This window comes from Lacipirellula limnantheis, from assembly GCF_007746075.1.
GTDB lineage: Bacteria > Planctomycetota > Planctomycetia > Pirellulales > Lacipirellulaceae > Lacipirellula > Lacipirellula limnantheis.
Genome location: NZ_CP036339.1, coordinates 4,893,291 through 4,914,704 on the forward strand (window position 1 = coordinate 4,893,291; position 21,414 = coordinate 4,914,704).

The 21,414-nt window shown below is 62.3% G+C and carries 15 protein-coding genes; 11 read left to right on the forward strand and 4 right to left on the reverse strand.

From position 1 onward, the window contains the following. Window positions 1-119 precede the first annotated feature (119 nt). The 3 genes from I41_RS19015 to I41_RS19025 all read left to right on the forward strand — a co-directional run bounded on the left by I41_RS19015 (window position 120) and on the right by I41_RS19025 (window position 4,292). Window positions 120-977, forward strand: coding sequence for an endonuclease/exonuclease/phosphatase family protein (locus tag I41_RS19015; protein WP_168207015.1), 858 nt, complete (start codon window positions 120-122; stop codon window positions 975-977). A gap of 330 nt (window positions 978-1,307) precedes the next feature. Then, complete coding sequence (locus tag I41_RS19020; RefSeq protein ID WP_145434512.1) at window positions 1,308-2,165, forward strand: hypothetical protein; 858 nt, start codon at window positions 1,308-1,310, stop codon at window positions 2,163-2,165. A gap of 90 nt (window positions 2,166-2,255) precedes the next feature. Next, complete coding sequence (locus I41_RS19025) at window positions 2,256-4,292, forward strand: amino acid transporter (RefSeq protein WP_145434513.1); 2,037 nt, start codon at window positions 2,256-2,258, stop codon at window positions 4,290-4,292. A 95-nt stretch (window positions 4,293-4,387) separates the two neighbouring features. On the opposite strand, the gene I41_RS19030 is transcribed toward I41_RS19025, so the two are convergent. Next, the gene (locus tag I41_RS19030; protein ID WP_145434514.1) at window positions 4,388-6,268 is read right to left on the reverse strand and encodes a peroxidase family protein; all 1,881 of its coding nucleotides are present in this window, start codon (window positions 6,266-6,268) and stop codon (window positions 4,388-4,390) included. Window positions 6,269-6,585: 317 nt separating this feature from the next. Between I41_RS19030 and I41_RS19035 the strand changes: the two genes are divergently transcribed. Then, window positions 6,586-7,128, forward strand: a complete 543-nt coding sequence (locus I41_RS19035; RefSeq protein ID WP_145434515.1) for a GNAT family N-acetyltransferase — start codon at window positions 6,586-6,588, stop codon at window positions 7,126-7,128. A gap of 39 nt (window positions 7,129-7,167) precedes the next feature. On the opposite strand, the gene I41_RS19040 is transcribed toward I41_RS19035, so the two are convergent. Continuing rightward, window positions 7,168-8,256, reverse strand: coding sequence for a protein arginine kinase (locus I41_RS19040; RefSeq protein ID WP_145434516.1), 1,089 nt, complete (start codon window positions 8,254-8,256; stop codon window positions 7,168-7,170). A gap of 113 nt (window positions 8,257-8,369) precedes the next feature. Next, complete coding sequence (locus I41_RS19045) at window positions 8,370-8,894, reverse strand: UvrB/UvrC motif-containing protein (RefSeq protein ID WP_145434517.1); 525 nt, start codon at window positions 8,892-8,894, stop codon at window positions 8,370-8,372. A gap of 428 nt (window positions 8,895-9,322) precedes the next feature. Between I41_RS19045 and trpE the strand changes: the two genes are divergently transcribed. The 7 genes from trpE to thpR all read left to right on the forward strand — a co-directional run bounded on the left by trpE (window position 9,323) and on the right by thpR (window position 18,927). After that, on the forward strand, window positions 9,323-10,855 hold the full coding sequence (gene trpE / locus I41_RS19050; RefSeq protein ID WP_145434518.1) for an anthranilate synthase component I: 1,533 nt from the start codon (window positions 9,323-9,325) through the stop codon (window positions 10,853-10,855). Window positions 10,856-10,983: 128 nt separating this feature from the next. After that, window positions 10,984-11,535, forward strand: coding sequence for a YqgE/AlgH family protein (locus I41_RS19055; RefSeq protein WP_145434519.1), 552 nt, complete (start codon window positions 10,984-10,986; stop codon window positions 11,533-11,535). Window positions 11,536-11,787: 252 nt separating this feature from the next. Beyond that, window positions 11,788-14,856: a PSD1 and planctomycete cytochrome C domain-containing protein gene (locus I41_RS19060; RefSeq protein WP_145434520.1), complete on the forward strand. Its 3,069-nt coding sequence runs from the start codon at window positions 11,788-11,790 to the stop codon at window positions 14,854-14,856. A gap of 108 nt (window positions 14,857-14,964) precedes the next feature. Next, window positions 14,965-16,446 (forward strand): DUF1501 domain-containing protein, encoded by a 1,482-nt coding sequence (locus tag I41_RS19065; RefSeq protein WP_145434521.1) that lies wholly within the window; start codon window positions 14,965-14,967, stop codon window positions 16,444-16,446. 101 nt (window positions 16,447-16,547) lie between these two features. Next, window positions 16,548-17,300 (forward strand): MBL fold metallo-hydrolase, encoded by a 753-nt coding sequence (locus tag I41_RS19070; RefSeq protein WP_168207016.1) that lies wholly within the window; start codon window positions 16,548-16,550, stop codon window positions 17,298-17,300. Window positions 17,301-17,440: 140 nt separating this feature from the next. After that, complete coding sequence (locus I41_RS19075; protein WP_246133705.1) at window positions 17,441-18,358, forward strand: PfkB family carbohydrate kinase; 918 nt, start codon at window positions 17,441-17,443, stop codon at window positions 18,356-18,358. Then, on the forward strand, window positions 18,358-18,927 hold the full coding sequence (gene thpR, locus I41_RS19080; RefSeq protein ID WP_145434523.1) for an RNA 2',3'-cyclic phosphodiesterase: 570 nt from the start codon (window positions 18,358-18,360) through the stop codon (window positions 18,925-18,927). Before I41_RS19075 ends, thpR begins: the two co-directional genes overlap by 1 nt. A 23-nt stretch (window positions 18,928-18,950) precedes the next feature. Here thpR and I41_RS19085 read toward each other — a convergent pair whose 3' ends face one another. Then, the gene (locus I41_RS19085) at window positions 18,951-21,371 is read right to left on the reverse strand and encodes a serine/threonine-protein kinase (RefSeq protein ID WP_145434524.1); all 2,421 of its coding nucleotides are present in this window, start codon (window positions 21,369-21,371) and stop codon (window positions 18,951-18,953) included. Window positions 21,372-21,414 lie beyond the last annotated feature (43 nt).

The window sequence follows — 21,414 nt, forward strand, 5'->3', positions numbered from 1 at the left end:
GTCTCATGTCGAGAGCACGGCGCGGCTCGGGCAGCGTGCATGCGCTGTATTGTACTCGTCCGGCGGCGGATCTGCCATTTGCGGCCAATTCGGCTTCACTCGTGACGCGAGGCAACGCGATGCGATCTTTGTTCTGGATCTTGACCTCCACCCTGCTGCTGGCCGCTACCTCCCCAACCTTGGCTGGCGAGCCTCTCAAGGCGATGACGTTCAATTTGCGTCTGGCGACCGGCGACGACGGCGAGAATGTTTGGGCGAAGCGGAAGGATCTGGCGATCGACGTCATCCGCAATGAAAACCCCGCCGTGTTGGGCGTGCAGGAAGCGCAGCCGATACAGATCGACCACTTGAATGAAACTCTGCCCGAGTACATGAACGTCGGCGTTGGAAGGCGACCCGATGGGAGCGACGAGTTTTCGGCCATCTACTTCCGCCGCGATCGATTTCACCTGAGCGACGCCGGTACGTTTTGGCTTTCCGAAACGCCGACGGTTCCGGGATCAACAACCTGGGGCAACAACTTGCCGCGCATCGCCACCTGGGTACGGCTGCTCGATCGCACCGATAAGCGCCGCATCATCGTCATCAACACGCACTGGGATCACGAATCGCAACCGGCGCGGCTGAATAGCGGCAAGCTCCTGGCCGCGAAAGTGCATGAACTAAGCGGAGACGCCGAGCCCGTGATCGTGATGGGCGACTTCAACGCCATGCCGAATAATCCCGCTATGCTGGCCTTGACCGAGCAAGGAGACCTGCGGGACACGCTCGCTGTGGCGCGTCCTGACGAGGAGGATATCAGCACGTTCAATGGCTTCGGCCGCGTGCCGAATGGCCCAAAGATCGACGCCGTGCTTGTGTCGCCGCAGTGGCAAGTTGAAGACGCTGCGATCATTCGGACCCGCGACGGCGAACTGTTTCCATCTGATCACTGGCCGGTGACGGCGACGGTTCGCTTGCCGGCAGCGACTCAATGACGCGGTGAACGAAGCTGCGACCAGCTGCTTCGCAGGGATCGTCGTCTACGTTTCGATCAACGGGACTTTACATTTCGTTGATCTTTTACGTTTCTTGCTGGCGGCATCGCCCAGGCGCGCCTATTCGTCGGCGGATACGCCAAAACCGTTCGTCGCATCTCATTGTCGCTCAATGCGTTGCTATCGAGATCGCTGATCGCAACTGTCGATTTTCACGACTCTACGGACGCACTCGTCCAATCGGATTCGATCTCGCTAGTGGCGCGCTATGGAAATGATAAAATGATGTCCAGCGTCGTGTTTTTCACGGGTTTTTTATAGGAGACGAACGTGGGCCAGGAAAATGGTTCGGACAGCGATAGTGAAGAGAACAGTAGACGCGGCGTTTTCGGCGAAGAGCCGGGGGCGTCGCGGCGCAAGATTGTGGGGCCGGCCTTCAAAGCGGTCTTTCAATTCGCCAAGTTCATGATCACGCTGCCGATAACCCTCGTGCGCGGACGCCGGGGGAAAATGGATGAGGTGACCGTTTACTCGGCCCATCCTAGCTTCTTCTTGTGGCTGCTCATCGCCGTCGGCTTTACCGCGAGCGCGATTGTCGCACGCTATCCGCAAGAGGCGGGTCTGCTCGGATGGATCTATGTCTGGGCGCTGCTCTACTTCCTGGTGATGCTGATGTACGACATCAGCGCCCGCAAATTGGGGCTGTGGACGCTGATCTTTGCCTTGATCTGGCTGGGCTCGAAATATGTTGAACACATGAAAAATGTCGCCGTGCTTGGCTCGGTGTTCGAGTACCTGGCCAATCTAAAGCCGGAATATGATCCGGGCACCGGAACAGCGTTGAGCTGGCTTCTGCTGTTGCCGTGGTTCGGATCGCTGCTGCACATGGCCCTGAACGGTCGGAAGCGGTTCACGCCCAACGAAATTGGCGAATTCCACTTTGGCGAAGGAAGCGAACTGACCGACCGGACCGGCCTGCGGTTCCGCACGAAGTATCGCGACGTGCTGGAGACAGTTCTCACGTTTGGCGGCGGCGATCTGATCGCGGTCGACAATCACCAGAACGTCATCAAGCGGTGGGACAACATCGTCGGACTCTTTTTCCTATGGAAGGACCTCGACCGCGTGTTGCATCAACGGGCTGCCGTGATGGACTTGGGCGAGGAGAAGGTGGCCGTCGAGGCGTAATGCCCGACGTGCGCCGTTGTTGCTGTCCCTATCCCAAGGAATCCAGGGGGCCGTTGCAGGCCGACGTGTCGGCTGCAACGGCCCTGATGAATGACACACTCTGAACCTCTTGCGGCGCCGCAGCGGACTCACGCTTGGCTGTTGGTGCTCACGCTCGTCGGCGTCGATTACTTCAGCACGCTTGCCTATCTGCCGTCGATGGCCGTCGAAGCAGCCGGTCCGCTCGCGCCGCTCGCAGCGGCGGCCGTCGTGCTCGTCACGTTTTTATTGGCGCTGCCGATCTACTGGTACGTGGTCGGACGCTCGCCGGACGGCAGGGGAGCGACTGGGCTGCTCGAAGATCTGACTCCCGGTTGGCGGGGAAAGATGATCGTGCTGACCCTACTCGGGTTCGCGGCGGCCGACTTCGTCATCACGCGGAGCCTGTCGCTCGCCGATGCCGCGATTCATCTCATTCACAATCCTCACGGGCAGCGATTGCTCGCCAAACTTCCGCAGACGTTCTTAGGCGAAGATCCCGCGTCATGGTCGTGGTGGGAACGCGGAGCCGCGCTGGTGATGGCCCCGCAAGTGGCCGTGACGCTCGCGCTTTCGATCGTCTCGTTCGGCCTATGGCAATTGATCAAGGATGGGTTGTCGCGGCGGATGCTGTGGACGACGGCCATTGCGACGTTCGTCTATCTGGCCCTAGTGGCGATTGTGATCGTGAGCGGCTGGGCGTATCTCGGGCGGCATCTGGAGATTTGGGATGCGATGGCGGCGTCGCTTCGCGCGGACGACGGCGTCGAGACCAATGGCGACTCGATCGCATGGCGCTGGCAGTGGCTCAGCATTGTCCTTTGGTCGTTTCCGCAGATGGCGCTGGGACTGAGCGGTTTCGAAATGATCATGACCGTGGCCCCGCAGGTGCGTGGGGGGACCGACGACGCTCCCCAGCGGCCCGCCGGGCGAATACGCAACACGCGCAAATTGATGATCACCGCGGCGGCGGTGATGGCTGTCTATTTGGTGAGCGCGGTTTGCGTGACTTCGCTGCTCGTCCCGCGGACGGCGCTCGTCGCGGGCGGCGCCGCGGAACATCGGGCGCTGGCATACCTCGCGCATGGATCGCCGCTGGCCGACGGAGCGACGGCCGACGCGCTCAACCCGCTCTTCGGCGAGAACTTTGGCGATGTGTTCGATCTCTCCACCGCGCTGATCCTTTGCCTGGCGGGAATCAGCGTGACGTTGGGCCTGAAGAATCTGCTGCCCCACTATCTCCATCGACTCGGCATGGAAGTCGGCTGGGCGGGAAAGGTGGGGGCGATTCTCCACCTGCTGAATGCGATCATCCTCATCGTGACCGTCGTCTTCCGCGCGAGTCCCGCATCTCAGCAATGGGCCTACGCGACCAGCGTGCTGGTGCTGCTGGGCGGCGCCGCGGTCGCGGCCGCTCGCGATCTGCTTCAGCCAGGATTGCGTACGATCGCCCGCGTGCTCGGCGGCGGTCTCGCGGCGCTCGGCGCCGGAGTGTTCTTCGGGCTGACGGGGCTCACCGTGCTGATTAATCATTCGGGAATTACCATTGCCCTCGCGTTCGTCGCGGCGATTGTCGTCAGCTCGTTCATCTCCCGCTGGATCCGCAGCACGGAGTTGCGATTTGAGGGATTCGACTTTGCAAGCCCCGCCGCCGAACAGCGTTGGAAGGAGTTGTCGCGGCGCGGCCCCAGGGTACTCGCTCCCCATCGACCTGGGCTGATGTCGCTGGCCGACAAACGCCACGCGCTGCTGCGCGACTATCGCCTCGCCGCGGATGAGCAGGTACTGTTCGTTGAAGCGACGCTAGGTGACCCGAGCGACTTTTATCAGCGGCCGCTGATGAACGTCGAGCGCGACGATGGCGTCGAAGTAGTGCGGGTATCGCATTGCGTCAGCATCGCCCACGTCCTGGCGGCGATCTGCCTGGAGATGTGCGACGACGAAACGCCGCCGCCAGAGATCATCTTCGGCTGGTCGAACGAAGCTCCGCTGGCCGCCAACCTGAATTTCCTGCTGCTTGGCGAGGGGAACGTGCCGTGGATGGTGCGGGAGCTGGTGTTGAACGCGGGGCTCGAGCCGCATCGGCAGCCGCGGATTCTGATCGGGTAAGCGAACCTGTCATTTCGAGCGCCGCGAAGAATCTGGAGGCTCGTTTGAAATGCTCGTTTTTTCGCTGCGCTCAGAATGACGGATGGCACGCTAACCTAAGCAACGCGTCGACGGAGGCGGTAGATGGCGAATAGCGCCGTCACAGCGATGCCGGCCGACCCTGGTTCCGGTACAGCGGCGACAGACGCCGTCGCCGACGTCGCGCCAAAGTTACGCTGCCACAAGAGATAATCGGCCCCGGTCATCGTGCCGGCCGCAAAGCCGCTCTTCCAAACCGTCAGGTCTGCGTTGTTGACGACCCCGTCATTGTTGAAGTCGCCGGCGATTGGCGTCGCGGGGGTCAGCGCCGGGGCGAAGAAGAGATTGCTAGAAATGTTGGTGAGTCCGGTATTCCACTTGATGACGTCGGCCAGTTTCACCGTGTTCAGGTTCAGGATGGCCGCAATGTCTGATTTCAAAACGCCGCCAACGTAGAGTTCGTTGTAGTCGGCGGTGTAAAAGAACTTGTCGCCGTCGCGCGACCGCTCGAACTGGTTCGCGAGGATCGCCGTCGTGAGCGGGCCAAGACTAGAACCAGGCAAATGCGTTTCGGCCAAGGCGGCGACGATGGCGTCGACGTTGTTAATGTTGTTGCCGTAGAGGGTTCTGAGCGCATTGCGGGTCGTCGCGTCGGTTGGCAACTGATTGAAGCTGGTGAGCAGGGGCAGACCGTAGGCAACGCGGAGCTCGTTGTAATCGACGATGCCATGATCGCGACCGCGCTGAATGTCGACGGCCATCAGATCGGTGCCGCCGGCGCCGGGGGGGCCGAACATCACATTGCGAATCGAGTCGACGATCTTCAGGTCGATCTCCTGTGACTTTTGGAGCGAGGCGCCCATCAGCACCTGATCGACGAGGCCTGCGTTGTTCGTGAGCTGATTCGGATTGAAGAAGGCGCTGGCAAAGGTCATCGAGCCGGTCGCTTGGCTGTTGTTGTTCGCCAACAGCAAGCTGTCGCCGAGGGCGCTGTGGCCGAAGCGGAACACGGCGGCCGAGAATGAGTTAGTGACCGTGGCGTCTTCGTCGGGACGATAGACGTAATCCTGCGCGGCGGGAGCGTTGCTCCCCATGAGCGCCGGCAGGAACTCGTTGTAGGTTATCGCCTGAATCTCGGCGCCGACCAATTTTCGCGCGAGATTGTACTGCTCCTGGGCGTTAAGGGAGGGCTTGAGCGTCGCGATGCGATCGACCAACCGATTGTGCTCGCGCATGAAGACGGTTTGCAGCGAAGTCAGCAACAGATTTTCGTTCGCGCGAACGTCGCCGGCGAGGAAGAGTTGGCTGGCCGGCGTCGGCCCGCTGTTCTGATTCGATAAATTGCCCGTGTTATACGGGAGCAGGTTATTGGCGCTGGTGATCAGTTTGGCGCCAGTTCCCCCGTTCGTCCGCAACGCAGCGGCGCGGGCATTGCTTGAACCGTAGATCTGCGAGCCGTCGATCCAGGCGGTAACTTCGCTGATTTGTTCGCGATCGCCGTTGATCGTGAAGTTCGACCGGGTGAACGCCATCGGATTCGGACCGAGGGGGTCGTTCGGATCGTCGATGGTAATCGGCGCGGAGCCATTGGTGGCGGCGCCGGCGCTCGACGTCGACAGACTCATATCGTGGTCGAGGAACTGGCCCCAGCCCCAGACAAGGTCGCTCAACCCGCGGGCGCTGGTCGTGCTAGCCGTCTGCTTGGATACAGTATTCGAAATGGTGCGCGCGTTGGGCCGCGTCGGCGGCGAGATGATGCCGCCGTGAATCCCCTGATAGTCCGTGAGATAGTTGACGCGAATCAGCGGCTGGCCCGCTTGGCCCCGTTCAATCTGAATATGATTGTGCGAACCGTCGATGAAGCGGTCCGCCGCCTTGGCGCCGGCGGCGACGAGGAAACTACTCGCCATTAACGCGAGCGTGAGCGTCAGCGTGAATCGCCGAAAAGCGTGGGGCAACAATTCTCAGTTCCGCGTCATTGGTGCAAGCGTGCGTGGCTGGAGAGGGCAGGGCGGACGGCCGAAACCCTCTAGGCAACCAACTTTCAGTCTAGTTGTCGCCGCCGTTTGGACAACGAAAATGAAAGTATTGAGCTGACTTTGCCGGGGCGGTTATAGCGATTATGCCCTATTAAAGCCGCAAAATCCCCAGTGCTGCGACGCTTAGACGAATGAATCAAGAGACTGAAGTCTGGCTGCCGTAGCGACGCTCTTCGCTAGACTCTATCGGAAACGGCGTCAACCGTTCCGACATTACCTCTCCTTAAGGCCCGCCGATGCTTGCCATTCCAGATCCCCACGTCCGCGGCGGCGTCGAGCTTCGCCCACTAGAATCATGCGACGCCGAAGCGCTGTTCCTGGCAATCGACGCCAATCGCGCCTACTTGCGCCGCTGGCTCCCTTGGCTGGACCAAACCAGATCGCCCTCCGACGTGCGGGCGTTCATCGAGCAAAACGTCGACGCGCGGCGCGACGACCGGGCGTTGCAACTCGGTATTTGCGTTGACGGAGGACTCCGCGGCGCGATCGGAATTCATCTCGTCGACTGGAATAACCGCTCGACCTCGATCGGGTATTGGCTCGACGCCTCGCTGCGAGGGCAGGGAATCATGACCGCCTGCTGCTCGCACGTCGTCGCCCACCTGTTCGACAAGCTTGATCTTCACCGCATCGTGATCCGCTGCGCAGTGGAAAACCACCGCAGCCGTGCGATTCCCGAGAGATTGGGATTCGTTCAAGAAGGAGTCTTGCGCGACGCGGAGTGGCTCTACGATCACTTCGTTAACTTGGCAACCTATTCCCGCCTGCGAACCGACTAATGACCTGACGCGCACGCCAAACTCCAAACTTCTAGCGCATCAGTTATGCGAGACGTTCCCCTTCGATTCGCCGTTCAAATGTCGGCGAAGGTAAGTCGCGCGCTCGATGTTCCGGTCGGCTTGGTCGAGTTCCACGCCCGAGAGCTTTTGCAAGTGGGCCGGCTGCGTGTGAATCAGCAGCTTGTTGACCGTCGGAATCGCCAGGTCGCCGATCAGTCCCAGATTAATCCCCATCCGTACGCTCGAGAGGAGATGCATCGTCTCCTCGCTACTGATCGTCTGTGCGGTCCGCAAGATGCCAAAGGCCCGGCTCACGCGATCGTGGAGCGTCTCTTGGCTGTTTTCGATCAGAAAGCTGCGGGCCTGGCGCTCGTAGTCGATGAGAACCGGCACCACGTCGGCGACCTTCTTGGCGAGTTCCTCTTCGGTTTGGCCGAGAGTGACCTGATTGCTGATCTGGTAGAAGTCGCCTGTCGCCTGCGAGCCTTCACCGTACAAACCGCGTACGGCGAGGTTGATTTTGTGAAGGCTCTTGAAGACCTTTTCGATTTGCCGCGTGATCGCGAGCGCCGGCAGGTGGAGCATCACGCTCACGCGGACGCCGGTGCCGGTGTTCGTGGGACAGGCGGTCAGGTAGCCGAGCCGCTCGTTGTAGGCGTAGGTGACTTGCTCTTCGATCATGTCGTCGAGTTTCGTCGCCTGTTCCCACGCTTCGTTGAGCGCGAGCCCGCTGTGCATCACTTGGATCCGCAGGTGATCTTCCTCGTTGATCATCACGCTGAAGCGTTCCGACGGATCGACGACCACCGCGCGGGCGCCTTCGCTCTGGGCATGCTCGCGGCTAATCAGCTGACGTTCCACCAGGAACTGGCGATCGACTTCGGGGAGTTCGCTCACCTTCAGATAGAGCGATTCGGCGGGAGCTTTGCCTGCGGTTCGCAGCGACTCGACGCGGCCGTGCAAAATACGCTCAATCTCAGCGCGATCGGCGTCTGTCGCACGCGAGATGAACGGAAAGTCGGCCAGGTTCCGCGCCAGCCGAATGCGGCTTGAAATGACGATGTCCGACTCGGGGCCAGAGCCCCTCAGCCATTCACCGCTCGTGCTGGCGAGATCGTCGAGAGTCATGAGGCGTACGATGCTGGATGCTAGTTGGTGTGGGATGCTCGATGCTGGTCGCTAGATGCTGGAATTCGGCCGCCAGTTGCTCAACGGTTCTTCTCGAGCATCCAGCCTCTCTCTCACTCGCCCTTTGCTTCGCGAAAGCCGGCTTCGATCTCACGGATCTTGTCGCGAATCTCCGACGCCCGTTCGTACTCTTCGGAGCTAACGGCCTCCTTCATCTCGCGGCGAAGGCGGATGAGCTGCGTCTGCTGGTCGGCGCCGTGGGGGCAGCGTTTTGGAACCTTGCCAACATGCTGCGTCTGGTCGTGGATGCTCATCAGCAGCGGTTCGAGTTCCTTCTCGAAGAAGACGTAATCGTGCGGGCAACCAAGACGGCCCTGCTTGCGGAATTGAAGGAACGTGATGCCGCAGACGGGGCAGGCTCGCTGGTCGAGCCGAGCCAACTCGTCGGCCGTTTCGCCGACGGCCAAGTGTTGCGCCAATAAACCGGCCATCGCCGGCATGACGTCCTGTGCCTCTTCTTGCGAAGGGGCCAGAAACGATTGGGCGCACTCTTCGCAGAGGTGAAGCTCGCTCGGCTCTCCATCAACCAGATCGGTGATATGGAAGGTCGCGGGCCGGTCGCACTTTTGGCACTTCATGATCGAATGTCCTGACAGCGCGAATTGAGCATCCCCATGATCGGCCGCGTCGAAATCTCAATGAGGCCTACGACAGGGCGAACCTCCGCGCCGCCAACCCACTCTCTCTGGGCGAACGAGATCGGGCCAATTTCGATGCCGCTACAATAGAATCTGCTCCGCGCTATGGGGATTCTAGCCGTGAGCAAAGCAGTGTCAAGGTAACCACCAGCGGCGATAAGCCGTTGTGCTGTTTGGACATGGGTCGCCGGGCGAGGCGAAGTTGTGGGCCCTCACGAGGGGTGATAAAGTGACGCTTGCAGACCGCGGAACTTGGGAATTGGGCCCCTCGGGCCTGGGGGGAGCCGGGCGCTGGCGAGGCGCATCGCCGAGCGCTCGCCGATTGCCGACATTCCCCGCCCGCCGCCCCCATCAGGTTTGGACAATTCATGGCCCATCTTCCCTCGCTCGAGCGGTTCATCGAGCTCGCTCAAGGCGCCGACTTTGTTCCGGTCTACCGTGAACTGCTCAGCGACGCCCTTTCGCCCGTGCAGGCGTTCCGCCGGCTTGATCGCGGTCAGGCCGCTGGGCTCTTCGAGAGCGTCATCGGCGGCGAAAAGGTCGGCCGTTATAGCTTCGTCGCCAGCGACCCCTTTCTGTTGCTCGAAGCGCACGACACGCAGGTGAAGATCAGCCGCCGGAATGCCGCCGGCGGTACGGATTCCTGGACCACGGAGGAGCTTGAAGTCGCCAACCCGCTTGAAACGCTGCGCGAGCAGGTGCAGGCGGTGCGGGTGGTTCACCTGCCGGAGTTGCCGCCGTTCATCGGCGGGGCCGTCGGTTACGCCGGCTATGATACGGTTCGCTACGTTGAGCGCCTCCCCAACGCCCCGCAGGATGATCGCAACCTGCCTGACCTAGCGTTCGGGCTGTTCGACCACATGGTCGTCTTCGACAATGTGCGGAAGACTGTCCACGTGCTGGCGCTGGCCGACCTGCGCGGGGCCGAAGACGACGATGAAATCGCCCGCCGCCATCAATCCGCCTGCAAGCGGGTCGACGGTTACATCGCCGCGCTCAACGACCCAGACGATGGTCTGCAGCTTGCCGACATCGACGCCCGCGGGCCGGTGACGCTGCCTTACAAATCGAACTTCACGCAAACCGAGTTCGAACAAGCGGTTCGCAAGTGCGTTGAGTACATCCGCGCCGGCGACATCTTTCAGGTCGTTATCTCGCAGCGGCTGGCGATCGACTTCGACTGTCCCCCGTTCGAACTCTACCGCACGCTGCGGGTGGTTAACCCCAGCCCCTTTATGTTCTACCTGCGGATGCCGGGGACGACGCTGGTCGGCAGCTCGCCGGAGATCATGGTCCGCGTCATCGACGGCCTCGCCACGGTGCGTCCGCTGGCCGGCACGCGGCCCCGCGGGGCGACGGAAGAAGAGGACGCAAGACTCGCCGCGGACTTGCTGGCCGATCCGAAGGAATGCGCCGAGCATGTGATGCTGGTCGACCTCGGCCGCAACGACGTCGGCCGCGTGGCGCAGTTCGGCTCGGTTGAAATCTCCGACGTGATGGTGATCGAGCGCTACAGCCACGTCATGCACATCACCTCGAACGTTACCGGCCAGCTGCGCGAAGACTGCGACGCCTTCGACGCACTGGCCGCCTGCCTGCCGGCAGGAACCGTCTCGGGCGCCCCGAAGGTGCGGGCGATGGAGATCATCGACGAGATCGAACCCCATCGCCGCGGCCCGTACGCAGGCGCTGTCGGCTACATCGACTTCGCTGGCAACATGGATACCTGCATCGCGCTCCGTACGGTCGTGCTGAAGGACAACACGGCCTACGTCCAAGCTGGCGCCGGCATCGTCGCCGACAGCGTCCCGGCGATGGAGTACCAGGAAACGCTCAACAAAGCCCGCGGATTGCTGAAGGCGATTGAAGTGACCAAACGGCGCAATCTGTCGAACAAGTAGCCCACGAATATGGCAACACGAAGCCCGATCCCAATGCGTCAGTTGTCCGTCGTCAGTTGTTAGTTGATGTTGATGCGAGCTCGCAATTGACTACTGACAACGGACGACTGACAACGGACAATTTTGCTATGAAATCACTAGCCGGCCAGTTCCTCGTCGCGTCGCCTCATTTGAAGGACCCGAATTTTTCGCGGACGGTCGTACTGATGCTCCAGCATGAAGAGCAGGGCGCCCTCGGCGTGATCATCAATCGGCCCGGCGACAAGACCGTCGACGACGTCTGGAAAATGATCGGTAACGATCCGGTCGACACCGACGAGCCAGTCTACGTCGGCGGGCCAGTGCCGGGGCCGCTCATCGCGCTCCACAATCAGAAGGAGTTCGCCGAGAAGGAGATCCACCCGAAGCTCTTCATGTCGATGCAGAAGGACGCCATCGACCTGCTCGTCCGCCGTACGGGGGCCAAGTATCGTCTCTTCAGCGGTCACTCCGGCTGGGGTGGCGGCCAGCTTGAAGAAGAACTACAGGTCGGCGGCTGGCTCACCTCGCCGGCACGCGTGAGCGACATCTTTGCCGACCCAGAAGGAATCTGGAAACGAGTCTGCAACGAAATCGGCCTGCGGATTGTCGCGCCTAATCTTCCCGCCGAACAACGCCCGCCAGACGCCAGTTTGAACTGAGCACAACCGCACTGCGCCTCCGCGCCTCTGCGAGAGACGAATTTGAAAAAACCTCTCGCAGAGGCGCTGAGGCGCAGAGAAAACGCGGCGTTTGGACAGGATAGTGCGCAAATTTCGACAAGCTTTGCCGAGGATTGGCAGTCGCGGACGCTTCGTCGCCCATCTCCAGCCGGGTATGATGGAGGACGGCAGCGGCCGCGCCAATCGGGTGAGGCCGCTGAGACTTCCGACTCCACCGTAGAGGGTCAGCGGATGGCTCGTCGTGGGACTCTTCTAATCGCGTCATTATCCATCGCCGCCGTCGCCTTCCTTGCGACCGGTAGTTTACCCGCACGCGCCGGCGCGATTAACTTCAGCCGCGATGTGCGGCCAATTCTGTCGGACAAGTGCTTTGCCTGCCACGGCCCCGAAGCCGCGTCGCGAAAGGCGGGCTTCCGACTGGATGAACGGGAGAGCGCCGTCGGCGCGGCCGAATCAGGGATGACGCCAATCACTCCTGGCGATCCCGACGCCAGCGAACTGATCGCACGGATCACCAGTGAAGACGAATCGGTTCGAATGCCGCCGACCAACAGCCACAAATCCCTCACGCCAGAGGAGATCGAAACGCTTCGCCGCTGGATTGCCGAAGGCGCCGAGTGGCAAGCCCATTGGTCGTTTACGCCGCCCGTAAAGCACGACCCGCCGGCCGTGGCTCACGAGCACTGGCCGCGCGAAACGCTCGACAAGTTTATTCTTGCGCGGCTCGAACGCGAGCAGCTGGCGCCCGCCGTCGAGGCCGATCGCGTGACGCTGCTGCGACGCGTGACGCTCGATCTCACTGGCCTGCCGCCGACGCCGGCGGAGATGGACGACTTCCTCGCCGACAATCGCCCCGACGCCTACGAGCGGGCAGTCGACCGCTTGCTGGCGTCGCCGCGCTTCGGCGAACACATGGCTCGTTTCTGGCTCGACGCCGCCCGCTACGGCGATACGCACGGACTGCACCTCGACAACTACCGCGAGATGTGGCCGTACCGCGATTGGGTCGTTCGGGCCTTCAATCGCAATCTGCCGTTCAATGAATTCATCGTCGAGCAACTCGCCGGCGACTTGCTGCCTTCGCCCACCGACGAGCAGTTGATTGCCACCGGCTTTAACCGCTGCCATGTCTCAACCAATGAGGGCGGCGTGATCCCCGAGGAAGTCTATGTCACGGCCGTCGTCGACCGCGTCGAAACTTTCGGCACGGTAATGCTCGGCCTCACCGTCGGCTGCACGCGCTGCCACGATCACAAATACGATCCGCTCACGCAGGGGGACTTCTATTCGCTGTTTGCCTATTTCAACAGCCTCGACGGCAATGAGATGGACGGCAACCGCGAGGACCCGGCGCCGGTGATTCGTGCGCCGCTGCCTGAGCAGACGGCGCGATTGGCAGAGCTCGATCAGCAGATCGCCGCCGCCGAGACGAAGCTCGCCGCCGATTGGCCCGAACTCGACGCGCAGCAGGCTGATTGGGAACGGCAGTTCGTTTCCGCCGTTGAACCGGAAAATGTCGGCGGATCGGGCTCGCCGCCTGAAGCGGTCGCGGCGAACTCGAAAGATTACCTCGCGGTCAGTGAGTGGCATTGGGTCGGGCCCTTCTCTGATCCCGAGCGCTATCTCAAGAGCAAGAAGCACGGTCCGGAAGGCGCCGAGCGCATCGACCTCGCCGAAAAATTCAAACTTGCCACCGGCGAGGAGGTCGGCTGGGTTCGCAAGCCAGAGTGGGTCGACGGCCAAGTCCATAACGACCTGCCAGGCGACCCCGCGGCGAACTTCTTGTTCCGCACGATCACCGTCGGCAAGCCACAAGATCTGGAGATCTCGCTCGGCAGCGACGACGGCATTCGCGTCTACCTCAATAACGAGCTATTGTTGCAACGGGACGATTCGCGCTCCGCTGCGGCCGACCAGGAGAAGCTCGTCCTGAAGCTCAAACGGGGCGAGAACCGCCTGTTGGTGAAGATCCTGAACTTCGCCGGCCAGTCGGGGTTCTACTTCGCCGTGAAGACTGATCAGCCGATCATGCCGCCGGACGTTTTGGCGGCCGCGAGTCGCCATGCGGCCGAGCGTTCTGCCGACGACGCCAAACTGGTCCGACAATTTTTCCGCAACACGGCAGCGCGTTCAGCGGCGCTCGATCAACTGCGGACGGAGCTCGCCGCGGTCCGTAAGGAACGGACCGACGTCGACACGGCCGTGGCGACAACGCTGATTTTTAAGGAAATGGCGACGCCCAAACCTTCCTACATCCTCAACCGCGGCGAGTACGACCAGCATGGCGCCGAAGTGACGCGGCGGACGCCGACGATGCTGCCGCCGATGGAGGCCGCGGCGCCAAACAACCGCTTGGGGCTCGCCCAGTGGCTCGTCTCACCCGCGAATCCGCTGCCGGCGCGCGTGGCGGTGAACCGCTTCTGGCAACAGTTCTTCGGCGTCGGCCTGGTGAAGACGACGAACGACTTCGGCGCCCAGGGAGAAGCCCCCAGCCACCCAGAACTGCTCGATTGGCTCGCCGTCGACTTCATGGAGCACGGTTGGGACGTGAAACGACTGGTGCGCGAGCTGGTCGTCTCGGCCGCGTATCGGCAGACGTCTCACGTCTCGCCCGAACTTTACATGCGCGATCCAGAGAACCGGCTGCTCGCCCGCGGCGCCCGCTTCCGCCTCGACGCCGAAATGCTGCGCGACCAGGCCCTCTACTCCAGCGGCTTGCTCGTCGAGAAGATGGGCGGCCCCAGCGTCAAGCCGCCGCAACCGGCCGGCTTGTGGGAAGCGGTCGGCTACTCGGGCTCGAACACGGTGAAGTTCGTTGCCGACGAGGGTCACGAGAAAGTCCACCGGCGCACGCTTTACACCTTCATCAAGCGGACGGCGCCTCCGCCGGAAATGAACACGTTCGACGCCCCTTCGCGCGAATCGTGCATCGTCCGCCGCGAGCGGACCAACACGCCGCTGCAGGCGCTGTTGCTGCTGAACGATCCGCAATACGTCGAAGCCGCTCGCAGCTTAGCGGAGCGTACCATGCACGAAGGGGGCGACTCCGTGGAACAGCGGGCGAGATTCTTGTTCCAGACGGCGACTTGCCGGCAGCCCCGGGTCGACGAGCTGAGCGACTTGGTCGCCGCCTACGAACAAGAACTCGAACACTTTCGAGCGAACGCCAAGGCTGCCGAGGAATTGATCGCCAGCGGCAGCCTGAAGGCCGACGAAAAACTCGATCGACCCGAGTTGGCGGCGTGGACCATGGCGGCCAACGTCGTGCTCAACTTGGATGAAGTCGTCACGCGCAACTAGCGTCACAAACGAGAACGAATTAACCGCCAAGACCATTTAGCCCCGCCGCTCGCGGCGGGTTCGCGGGCTTTGCCCGCGGCTAAAGGGCCGCACAAGGACGCAATCCTGATGTCCGCTTCCAATCCTATTCAGCAATACGCTAGCGCCCTCACGCGTCGCCACTTCTTCGGGCAGGGGGCCTTCGGGCTCGGCGCCGCGGCCCTCGGCTCGCTGCTGCCCTCGTCGATCTTCACGCCGGGCGTCGCCCTCGGCAATTCCGTCGCCGCCGGCGGCATGCGCGATCTTCCGCACTTCGCTCCCACGGCGAAACGCGCCATTTATCTCCACATGAACGGCGGTCCCAGCCAGATGGACCTCTTCGACTACAAGCCGAAGATGGCCGACATGTTCGACGTCGATCTCCCCGAGTCGATCCGCAAGGGGCAACGGCTGACGACGATGACGTCGGGCCAAACTCGCTTTCCGCTCGCGCCGTCGAAGTTCAAGTTCCGGCAGTACGGCCAGCAAGCCGCATGGATCAGCGAGCTGTTGCCTTACACCGCCCGCATGGCCGACGACCTCGCAATCGTGAAGACTGTCTGGACCGAAGCCATCAATCACGATCCCGCCGTCACCTATATCTGCACAGGCAATCAGCTTCCGGGCAAGGCGAGCCTCGGATCGTGGCTCAGCTACGGTCTGGGAACAATGAACGCCAATCTGCCGGCGTTCGTCGTGATGACGCCGAGCTGGTCGTCGAAGACCGACGCCCAAGCCATCTACAATCGCCTCTGGGGGAGCGGCTACCTGCCCACGCAACACCAGGGCGTGGCGCTCCGCTCGCAGGGCGATCCGGTGCTGTTCCTTTCGAACCCCCCCGGCGTCGACGCCGCGACGCGCCGCCGCACACTCGACCGTATCGCCCGGTTCAACCATCGCACGCTCGCTGAGATTGGCGACCCCGAAACGCAAACGCGCATCGATCAGTACGAGATGGCGTTCCGCATGCAGACGTCGGTGCCGGAACTCACGAATCTCGCTGACGAGCCGCAGCACATTCTCGATATGTACGGCCCCGACGCGCTCAAGCCGGGCACGTTCGCCGCGAGTTGCCTGTTGGCGCGTCGTTTGGCGGAGCGCGACGTACGTTTCGTGCAAATCTTCCACCGCGGCTGGGATCAACACGGCAATATCGCCGGCGACCTGCCGCTGCAGTGCCAGGACGTCGACCAGGCGGCTTGGGCGCTCGTGCAAGATCTCAAACAGCGCGGCCTGCTGCAAGATACGCTGGTGATCTGGGGCGGCGAGTTCGGCCGCACGGTTTATTGCCAGGGCGGCCTCACGCGCGAGAACTACGGCCGCGACCATCACCCCCGCTGCTTTACGATGTGGATGACCGGCGGCGGCGTCCGCCCCGGCATGACATACGGCGAAACCGACGATTTCAGTTACAACATTGTCGACAAGCCGGTGCACATCCACGACCTCAACGCGACGATACTCCACGCGCTGGGGATCGATCACACTCGGCTCACCTTCCGCGCGCAGGGCCTCGACCAGCGCCTCACCGGCGTCGAAGAGCACCACGCAGTGACGGATCTTCTCGTGTAAGTCAGCTTGCTGGCACGAGTCGCCCTTGCTGGCGCGAATGAGTAAGGAGTAACTCGCTCCGTTCGCTAGGGACTATCCTCAGACAAAGAAGGAAGCGAGCTTTGCTTTCCCGCGAAGTCTTTCAAGTCTCGAAAACGATTTGGTGCGTAAGGCAGCCGTCATATCTAACGTGCTCATACGGAATCCGGACCGAATCCGGCGTTGTCCTGGTCGACGCCGGCATGGATTCAAGCGGTGCCGACGTCCATGCACTGCTCAGTGCCATGAACGAGCCAGCGACGGCCTTACGATCAATCCTCATCACGCATTGGCACAACGATCACTCTGCTGGAGCGAGCCGCACGAAAGCAGAGACGGGGTGTAGCGTGTACTACAGCCGCGACGAGGAACCTTGGTTATCGCGCCAGACCGCAAGCGACGGTTTGCGTGCCTGGCTCGCCAAACAAATTCCCGAGTGGGGGCTGGGCATTCTTGCCATCGGATTGCTCGGCGAAGCCGTCCCTGAGGCAGTGCAGGCGACCGACTATCTCAATGATGGCCATCAGATCGACGATTTCGTCGTCGTCAGCACGCCTGGTCACACGGCGGGACACCTCAGTTTTTATTACCCTCCAGAGAGAGCATTGTTCGCGGGCGACGCATTGGCCGCAATCAATGGCGATGTGAGGTTCATGGCTCGTCCAGTGACGTTAGACGTCGCCACGGCTCGGCACTCGATGGAGAAGTGTTTGGCGCTCGATGTCGGTACGCTCTGCCCAGGGCACCGAGCTCCCCTCACGCAACAGGTCGAGCTGGCTTGTGATCGAATGCGCGACTATTTGGCCAACGGCGGAAGGTGGCCTTTCTGGGGATGATGCGCATCGAGGTTTAAGTTGCTTGAGTGCGAAAACCGGTTTTCGCGTAACTCTCGCGCTCCGCGCGCCGCGAAGCCCCTTGCGGCCCTGCTCCACGGCCCGCCATAATTGCCGCTCCATTTTCTCGCCGCTTCACTCCCTTGGTTGCCACCTCCATGCCGCTGCTTGTCGTTGGTTCCGTCGCGATAGACAACGTCCAAACGCCTGTTGAGCGGCGAGACAACGTCCTGGGAGGTTCCGCGACCCACTTCTCGATCGCCGCCAGCTTTTTCACCGGCGTTCGCCTCGTTGGCGTCGTCGGCGACGACTGGCCGGAACAGCACACGCGACTTCTCAACGGACGCGGCATCGATACCTCGGGCCTGCAAATTGTCCCCGGCGGCAAGACGTTCACCTGGACCGGCCGTTACGAGCCGAACATGAACGACCGCGAGACGCTCGACGTGCAGCTCAACGTCTTCGGCGAGTTCGATCCCAAGCTCCCCGAGTCCTATCGGCAGGCGAAATACGTCTTCCTTGCGAACGGCGTCCCCGCCGTGCAGTCAAAGGTCCTCGAACAGGTGCCCGGCCGGCGTCTCGTCGTCGCCGACACGATGGACCTTTGGATCAACATCATGCGCGACGATCTCGACGCGCTGCTGAAGAACCTCGACGGCCTCGTCCTGAACGACAGCGAGGCAAAACTGCTCACCGGCACGGAGAACCTCGTCGCCGCTGGCCGCGCCGTGCAGCGGATGGGACCGAAGTTCGTCGTCATCAAAAAGGGCGAGCATGGCGCCATGTTCTTCGGCGAGCACGAAACTTATGTGATGCCCGCCTATCCCACCGACCGCGTCGTCGACCCGACCGGCGCCGGCGATACGTTCGCCGGGGGGATGATGGGCTACCTCACCGAGCAAGATTCTTTCGACGCTGAAACGCTGAAGACGGCCATGGCCTACGGCATCGTCGCCGCCAGCTTCAACGTCGAAGGCTTCGGGACCGAGCGGATGCAGCAAATTAGCCGCGAAGACATCGAAAAGCGGATGAGCGAGTATCGGAAGATGTTGAGCTTTTAATGGCGAAGACAAGAACGTTTATCGCCGTCGAAGCCGTCGACCAGGTTCACGCCTCGGCGATGTCGGTCATCGATCGCCTCCGCTCGGCCACCGAAAACGTCAAATGGGTCGAGCCTGATAACCTGCATTGGACGATGCAGTTCCTCGGCGATCTGAGCGACGTCGAAATGGCGGAAGTCTGCCTGCGCACCGTGCGCACCGCGGCGCGGCACGAGGGTTTCACGATGGAAGCCCGCGGCGTCGGCGCCTTTCCGAGCATCGACCGGCCGCGGACGCTTTGGCTCGGAGCCGGCGAAGGACACCACCGCTTCTGCGAGTTGCAGGCCGATATCGAAGCGGCGCTCGAGTCGCTCGGCTTTCGCGGCGAACGCCGGCAGTTCGTCCCGCACCTCACGCTGGGGAGGGTAGGGCAGGGGAGTCACGGCGGCTCGGTGCTGAGCGAACGGCTGGCAAAATTGGCCGACTTCGACGGCGGCGCCATGGGCGTCGACTCAGTTACTGTTTACGCCAGCGAACTGTCGCGCGAAGGGCCGACCTACCATGTGCTCGCGCGGGCTCCCCTCAGCTGATGCAACCTTGCGTCCCAACGCGCCTAGATCGCGTCGAGTTCCGCCAGTAGTTCGTCCGTCAACCGCAGTTCGGCGGCATAGCGAGGATCGTCGGGATGCTCGCGCAGCAACTGCTGAAGCAACTCCCGCGATTGCATTAGCCGATCGCGCGCTTCATCCACGCGCTCCAGCTTTCGCGCCAGTTCGCCGAACGCTCGCAGCGCGGCCGCGAGGTCGCCCCTCTGCCGCGGCGATGCGTCGCCTTGAGCGGCGAGCTTCTGCAGTCTTTCGATGGCGGCTGTCAGGGACTCCAACGCTCGGTCCGTATCGCCGTCCAGATCGAGCTGCATGGCAAGATTCATCTCCACGCCCGCCAGATCGGCGGCATAGTCCGGCACGCGCGGATTAAGAGCGGTTAACTCTCCCAAAATGGCTCTCGCCCGCTCGAATCCCGCGACGGCCTCCTCGGGATTTCCCGCAGCCGCCTGCAGATCGGCCAGCATGCGCATCGCCACCGCCAACTTCCGGCGATTCTCAAAATCCTCGGGCGCCTTTTCAGCGATCGCTTCAAAAGCCGTGGCGGAAGCTGACAAGTTCTCCGCGGCCGAGCTGGAATCCCCGGCTGCGAGGTGGGCTTGCGCCAAGCTGAAATACCCCATCCCCAGATCGCGTTTCAGCGCCAGCGGCGCTTCTCCCTCGGCCGGCTTGCAGGCGATGCGGATCGCTTGCGCCCTCTCCATCGCAGCAATCGCCTCGGCGGCTTTGCCTTCCGCCAAATCCAACAGCCCCAAATTCATCGTGCTGCTTGCCAAGAGCCGCCTCGCTTCGGCATCGTTCGGATCGGCCGCCGCGACGCTCTCACGCAGTTGACGCGCTGCTACGTAGTTCTCGCGCGCTTTGGCCACCTGCTGCAGGTTCTGCTCCGCTCGTCCGAGCGCATTCAACGTCTGCGCATACGCCGCCTCCAACTCGCGCTGCTCCGTTCCTCGACGACCGCCCAGCAACTGCCGTTGCAGCATCGCCGCACGTTCATAGTGTGGGATCGCCTCGGCCGGAGAGTCGATCGTCTCCGTCATCCGTCCCACGAAAAACTCCGCCTCCGCGGCTTCTTGTCGCAGTTGCGGATCGTCGCCCCGCTCCTGGAGAAACTCCTCGTAGTAGTCAAGGGCCTGCCTCAGCAGCGAATCGCGCAGCGGCTGCATGCCAGGCTGATTCAGCAGCGTCTCTTCGCTCACGCGGATGTAGTATTGCCGAACGGCGTCTTGAGCGAGCGCAAAATTGCGCTCCGCCCGGTCGCGCTGCACCTTGAGCAGCCCCAGCCCGACGGTGAGTCCTACAATCGTCAGCACCGCGATCAGAAAGCCGCTGGTCACCGCCGCGCGATGTCGGCGAACCCAACGCCAGGTGCGCGCCGCGATCGGCTCCCCATAGGCGGCGACCGGTTCGTCAGCCAGAAACCGTTCGACGTCAAGAGCGAGCTCCCGCGCCGAAGCATACCGCTCATTCGGTTTCCGCGCCATCGCCTTCAAGCAGATGGCTTCGAGCGGCCGAGGAATCTCGCTGCGCACCTCGCGCGGCCGCTTGAACCGGCTCTGCTGGACGCGAAAAACAATATCGTCCAAGTCGCCGTCAAACGGCGGCCGCCCCGCCAGCAAATGATAGAGCGTGGCGCCAAGGCCGTAGACGTCGCTCGCAGGCGTCAGTTGATCGAGCCTTCCCGCCGCCTGTTCGGGACTCATGTATTGCGTCGTGCCGACAATGCGTCCTGCTTGCGTCTGTTCGGAATGGGCTCGTTCAGAAGGCGTCACTGGCATCAGGTCAAAATCCGCTGGCGTCGGTTGACCGTCAAGCGTCTTCGCCAGCCCCCAGTCGACCACGAGCGTCTCGCCGTAGTCGCCCAGCATGATGTTGCCCGGCTTGAGATCGCGGTGAATGACGCCGCGGTTGTGGGCGTAGTCGACGGCTTGGCACACCGTCACGAACCGCGCGAGCAGTTGCCGGAACTCCAGTTCCTTCTCCGAGCGAGCCGCCGGCTTCGTAAAAAAGTCCTCGATCGCCATCCGCAGGTCGACGCCGCGGATGAGCCGCATCGCGTAGTAGGGTCGCCCGTCGGCGAACTCCCCCAAGCTGTAGACCGGCACGATCCCAGGATGTTCCAGATTACCGGTGATCTCCGCTTCGCGCACGAATCGGCGGCGGTTCTCCTGATCGTCGGCGTACGCCGGCAAGATCTCCTTGAGGGCGATCTCGCGGTTGAGCTCCCCATCCCGGGCGATCATCAGCCGGCCGAGGCCGCCCTGCTGATGCAACCTCAACACCGTGAAGCGTTGCCGCTCGGCGGAGTACGACCACGCATTCGGTCCGTTGGGATCTTGCGTGCCGAAACGATCGTCGCGCGTCCGCGAGTCGTCGCGAGCATTCGTCCCGGCTGGATCTGATTGATCGTTCTCAGCGGGATCGGCCATGTGGGCGCTCAAGTGCGGAGTTGAATGCAGCCTCTGGGTTCAA